The organism is Kitasatospora sp. NPDC056531, assembly GCF_042794375.1.
Taxonomy (GTDB): domain Bacteria; phylum Actinomycetota; class Actinomycetes; order Streptomycetales; family Streptomycetaceae; genus Kitasatospora.
In genome coordinates, this window is sequence record NZ_JBHTTU010000202.1 from 1 (window position 1) to 5096 (window position 5096).

Consider the following 5096-nt stretch of genomic DNA (forward strand, 5'->3'; position numbering starts at 1 on the left):
CTCCCAGTAGCGGTCCGCCAGCCGGCCGATCTCCCGGCCCGGTTCGTTCGTCCTCATGCCGCCATAGTGACGATGCCGGGCCGCCCGGTCAGCCGGTCCGTGGCACCCGGGCGGTGGCACCCCTCGAAAGGATGAATCGGATCAGGCCCGCCCCGGCGCGCTCGCGGCCCCCACCAAGGCGGAAGGCATTTCCAATCATTCAAACACACTTGCCGTGCACCTAAGTTGACTCGTCATCAGCAAAATCCGATGGCACCATGACGCCATGCCCCGTCGCACCCTGCCGGTCCCTTTGGCTGCCGTCGTCACCGCCACGGCCGTCGCGCTGACCGGCTGCGGGGGCGCCACCCGATCCTCGACGAGCACTCCACTCGTCGACCACGGCACCGTCCGGATCGCCGAGTCCAGCGAGACGCCGAGCTTCAACCCGTACTCGACCTTCGGCGCCGCCCAGGCCCGTTACGCCTACGACTCGCTGGTCAACATCGCCCCCGACGGCGCGGTGGTCTCCGGCCTGGCCTCGTCCTGGCAGGCCACCACGACCACGGCCACCTTCACCCTCCGCCCGGGGATCACCTGCTCCGACGGCACCCCCCTCACCGCCTCCGCGGTGGCCCGGGCACTGACCTACGCGGGTGACCCGGCCAACCAGCTCGCCGGCGCCCAGACCGTCCTGCCGGGCGTCCCCTTCACCGCGACCGCCGACGACCGGGCCGGCACGGTGTCGGCCACCACCACCGCCCCCTTCCCGTTCCTCACCCGCACCCTCGGCCTGCTGCCGATCGTCTGCCCCGCCGGCCTCGACCGGCCCCAGTCGCTGGACCGCGCCACCCAGGGCACCGGCCCGTACGTGCTCACCCGCTACTCCCCCGGCGGGCCCTACGAGTTCACCGTCCGCGAGGGCTACCGCTGGGGCCCGGCCGGCGCGGGCACCGCGGAGCCCGGCCTGCCGGCCCGGATCGTCCTCTCGGTGGTGCCCCAGGCCTCCACTGCCGCGAACCTGCTGCTCACCGGGGGCATCGACATCGCGAGCGTGAACGGCCCCGACCGCGCCCGGCTCACCGGCCACGGCCTGGCCGCCGCCGACATGGCGACCGTGGTCGGGCTGACCTTCTTCAACCAGCGCCCCAGCCGCCCACTGGCAGATCCGGCGCTGCGCCGGGCCCTGGTGTCCGCGCTCGACCGCCAAGGGCTCGCCAACGTCGCCGTCGGCGGCACCGGCCGGCCCGCCACCGACTTCGGCGCCGAAGGTGCCGTCTGCCACGCCGACCTCGCCGCCGCCGACCTGCCGGCGCAGGACGCCGCCGAGGCCCTGCGCGCCGCGGGCTGGACGCGCGTCGGCGACGGCCCCCTCACCAAGGACGGACACCCGCTCCGGCTGCGCCTGATCACCAGCCCGGACATCGGTTCGACCCTGCCGTCCGTCGCCGAGCTGATGGCCGGGTACTGGACAGCCCTCGGCGCGGACGTCACCCAGGTCACCGAGAGCCTGCCCGCCCTCGTCAACGCCATGTACCAGACCGGTGACTTCGACATCGTGGTCGGCAGCACCCCGGGCTTCGCGCTGCCCGTCGGATTCGTCCCGTTCTTCTCCGGCCCCACCCCCGCCCAGGGCCTCAACTTCGCCGGGGTCGCCAACCCCGAGTACGACGCCCTGGTCGCCCGGGCCCTCCAGGAGCCGGACACGGCGGGCTGCGCCATCTGGAACCAGGCCTCGGCCGCGCTCCTGCGCTCGGCCGACGCCCTCCCGATCGCCGACGGCCGGAGCACCGTCTACGGCCGCCGCACCACCTTCGCCACCACGTTCGGCGGCGAGCTCGTCCCCACCAGCGTCCGCCTGCACCAGTGACCGGGAGACCCGACGTGTCCCCACCCCGCCTGCTGCGGCACCCGTGGACCGCGTTCCTCGGGCGCCGCACGGCCCGGCTGCTCCTCTCCCTCGCCGTCGTGCTCAGCGCGTCCTTCGCGATGATCCGCCTCGTCCCCGGCGATCCCGTCCGCGCCGCCCTCGGCGTCGACGCCTCCCCCGCCCTGGTCGCCGCCCGCCGGCACCAACTCGGCCTCGACGCGCCCTTCCCGTCCCAGTTCCGGCACTACGTGGACGGCCTCCTGCACGGCGACCTCGGCACGTCGCTCGTCACCGGCACCCCCGTCGCGGAGCTGGTCCGCACCCGGCTGCCGGCCACCCTGGAGATCGCCGGCCTGGCCTTCCTCGTCACCCTCGCCGTCGCCCTGCCCTGCGGACTGCTCGCCGCCGTCCGCACCCAGGACGGCCGGCACCCGCACAGCGAACTGGCGTTCACGGCCGTGACCGCCGGCCTGGCCGGGGTGCCGGACTTCGTCCTGGCCGCCGGGCTCACCGCGCTGCTGGCCGTCGGCCTCCAGCTGCTCCCGGTGGCCGGTGCGGCGGGCGTCGAGTCCTTCGTCCTGCCGGTCCTCGCGCTCTCCCTCGCGCCCACCGCCGTCCTGGTGCGGATCGTCCGGGTGGAGGCGCTGAAGGTGCTGTCCGAGGACTACCTGCGCACCGCCAGGGGGAAGCGCCTGTCCCCCGCCCGCCGCTACCTGCGCCACGCGGCGCCGAACATGGCGACCGCCGCGCTCACCGTCGCCGGCAGCCTGCTGCCCGCCATGATCGCCGGCACCGTCCTGGTCGAGAAGGTGTTCGCCTGGCCCGGCATCGGTTCGGCGATGGCGCAGTCCGTGGTCACCCAGGACTACCCGGTGATCCAGGCGATGGTGCTGGTCCTGGGCACCACCGTGCTGCTCTCCGGCCTCCTGGTCGACGTGCTGCTGGCGCTGCTCGACCCCCGCTCGGCGATCCGGGAGAGCTGAGGATCCGATGCGCCTTCCCACCCGGTACCCCCGCTCCCCCATGGCCTGGGTCGCGGCCGCCATGCTGGTCTCACTGGTCGTGCTCGCGCTGACCGCCCCGCTCCTGTGGGGCACCGCCGCGGACCGCCCCGACCCCTCGGCGGTGCTGCAGGGCCCGTCGACGGCGCACCCGTTCGGCACCGACAATCTCGGACGGGACGTGCTCGCCCGGGTCCTGACCGCCACCCGGCTCTCCCTGCTGCTCGCATTGGCCGCGACCCTGCTCGGCGCGACCGGCGGCGTGCTGCTCGGCGCGTCCACCGCCGTCGTCGGCCCGCGCACCCGTCGGCTGCTCACCGCGCTGATCAACCTGCTGCTCGCCTTCCCCGCGCTGCTGGTCGCCCTCTTCCTCGCGGTGGTGTTCGGCGCGGGCGCCGGCCCGGCGATGCTCGCCCTCGCCGTCGCGGGCATCCCCGGCTTCGCCCGGCTCGCCCAGACGCTCGCCGCCGGCGTCGCGGGCACCGACCACCTGGCCGCGGCCCGGGTGCTCGGCCTGCGCCGGCACCGACTGCTGTGGCGGCACGTGCTTCCCAACATCGCCGAGCCTCTGCTGCTGAGCACCACCACGGCGGCGGGCACCTCCCTCGTCGCGCTCTCCGGGCTGAGTTTCCTCGGCCTGGGCGTCCAGCCGCCCGGCTACGACTGGGGGCAGCTGCTCAACCAGGGGCTCGACCGCATCTACGCCCAGCCGCTGCCCGCCCTCGCCCCCGGCCTGGCCATCCTCTACGCGGCGGTGACCTTCCAGCTGCTCGGCGAGGTCATGTCCGGCGGCGTCGCCCGGCGCAGCCCGGCACCCCGTACGGTCCGGCGGGCGGTCGTGCCGAGCGGGCCCGCCGAGGAGGCCCTGGTGCTCCAGGTCGAGGACCTCGACGTCGAACTGCCCACCCCGGACGGGCTGATCCGGCCGGTGCGCGGGGTGAGCCTGTCGCTGCGGCCGGGCGAGATCGTCGGTCTCGTCGGCGAGTCCGGCTCCGGCAAGTCGCTCACCGCGCTCGCGATCACCGACCTGCTCCCGGCACGGGCCCGGGTGTCCCGACGGACCCTGCGGCTGCTCGGCGCCGACCTCGCCGCCATGACGCCGAAGGCGCGCGACCACCACCTGGCCACCGGCCTGGCGATGATCTACCAGAACCCGGCTTCGGCGCTCAACCCGGCGCTGCGGGTCTCCACCCAGCTCACCGAGACCGTCCGGGCCCACCGCGGCGCCGGCCGCGCCCAGGCCGCCGCGGAGGCCGCCGACGCCCTGCGCCGGGTCGGCCTCCCCCCGGCGACGCTGCGCGTACGCCCCCACCAGCTCTCCGGCGGCCAGCGGCAGCGGGTGATGATCGCGGCCGCACTGATGGTGCGACCGGGCCTGATCATCGCCGACGAGCCGACCACCGCGCTCGACGTCACCGTGCAGCGGCAGATCACCGGGCTGCTGTCCGAGATCCGCCGGGACACCCGCGCCGCCGTCCTGTTCATCAGCCACGACGTCGCGCTGGTCGGCGAGTTCTGCGACCGCGTACTGGTGATGTACGCGGGGACGATCGTCGAGGCGCTGCCCGCCGACCGGCTCGCCACCGGCACCCGGCACCCCTACACCCGGGCCCTGGTCGAGTCGGTGCCCGACCTCACCGCGGACCGCGACCGGCCGCTGCCCACGGTGGAGGGCGCCCCGCCCGACCCGCTCGCGCCCGCCCCCGGCTGCCCGTTCGAGCCGCGCTGCCCGCGCCGCCGGGACCACTGCGCCGAGCAGGCCCCGCCGCTGGAGGAGCTCGACCCGGTCCACCGGGTCGCGTGCTGGTACCCCGTACCGGTGGAGGCGGAGGTGACCGCGTCATGACCACCCTTCAGGTCTGCGACCTCAGCGTCCGCCACCACGGCCCGCGTGGCCCCGTCATCGCCGTGGACGGCGTCTCGCTGGAGATCCCGTCGGGCACCACGCTCGGGCTCGTGGGCGAGTCCGGCTCCGGCAAGTCGAGCCTGGCCCGGGCGATCGTCGGCCTCGACCGCATGCACGGGGGCAAGGTCCTGCTCGACGGCCGGGAGCTCCGGGTCCGCACCGTCCGCGACCGGCGCCGGCTCGGCCGCCTGGTCCAGGTCGTCCTCCAGGACCCGGACACCGCACTGGACCCCCGGATGACGGTCCGCCGGACGCTCGTCGAGGCGGCCACCGCGTTCCACCGGCTCGACCGGCGGGCCCGGGCCGAACGCGTCGCCGCCCTGCTCGAACTCGTCGGCCT

At 75.3% G+C, this 5096-nt stretch carries 4 protein-coding genes; all 4 read left to right on the plus strand.

What is annotated here, in order from left to right:
- Positions 1-265 precede the first annotated feature (265 nt).
- Positions 266-1849 carry an ABC transporter substrate-binding protein gene (locus ACFQ87_RS44110; RefSeq protein WP_380616692.1) on the plus strand — a complete coding sequence of 528 codons (1584 nt, stop codon included), beginning with the start codon at positions 266-268 and terminating at the stop codon, positions 1847-1849.
- 14 nt (positions 1850-1863) lie between these two features.
- The gene (locus ACFQ87_RS44115) at positions 1864-2832 is read left to right on the plus strand and encodes an ABC transporter permease (RefSeq protein WP_380616693.1); all 969 of its coding nucleotides are present in this window, start codon (positions 1864-1866) and stop codon (positions 2830-2832) included.
- Between the two features lie 40 nt (positions 2833-2872).
- Positions 2873-4696, plus strand: a complete 1824-nt coding sequence (locus tag ACFQ87_RS44120) for a dipeptide/oligopeptide/nickel ABC transporter permease/ATP-binding protein (protein WP_380616695.1) — start codon at positions 2873-2875, stop codon at positions 4694-4696.
- Positions 4693-5096: ATP-binding cassette domain-containing protein (locus ACFQ87_RS44125; protein WP_380616694.1), on the plus strand; the 404-nt coding region annotated here is incomplete at its 3' end. The genes ACFQ87_RS44120 and ACFQ87_RS44125, both read left to right, overlap by 4 nt.

Bases quoted from the DNA above. Each gene is read 5' to 3' on its own strand.
- ACFQ87_RS44110 (WP_380616692.1), top strand. From the start codon at position 266: ATGCCCCGTCGCACCCTGCCGGTCCCTTTGGCTGCCGTCGTCACCGCC.
- ACFQ87_RS44120 (WP_380616695.1), top strand. From the start codon at position 2,873: ATGGCCTGGGTCGCGGCCGCCATGCTGGTCTCACTGGTCGTGCTCGCG.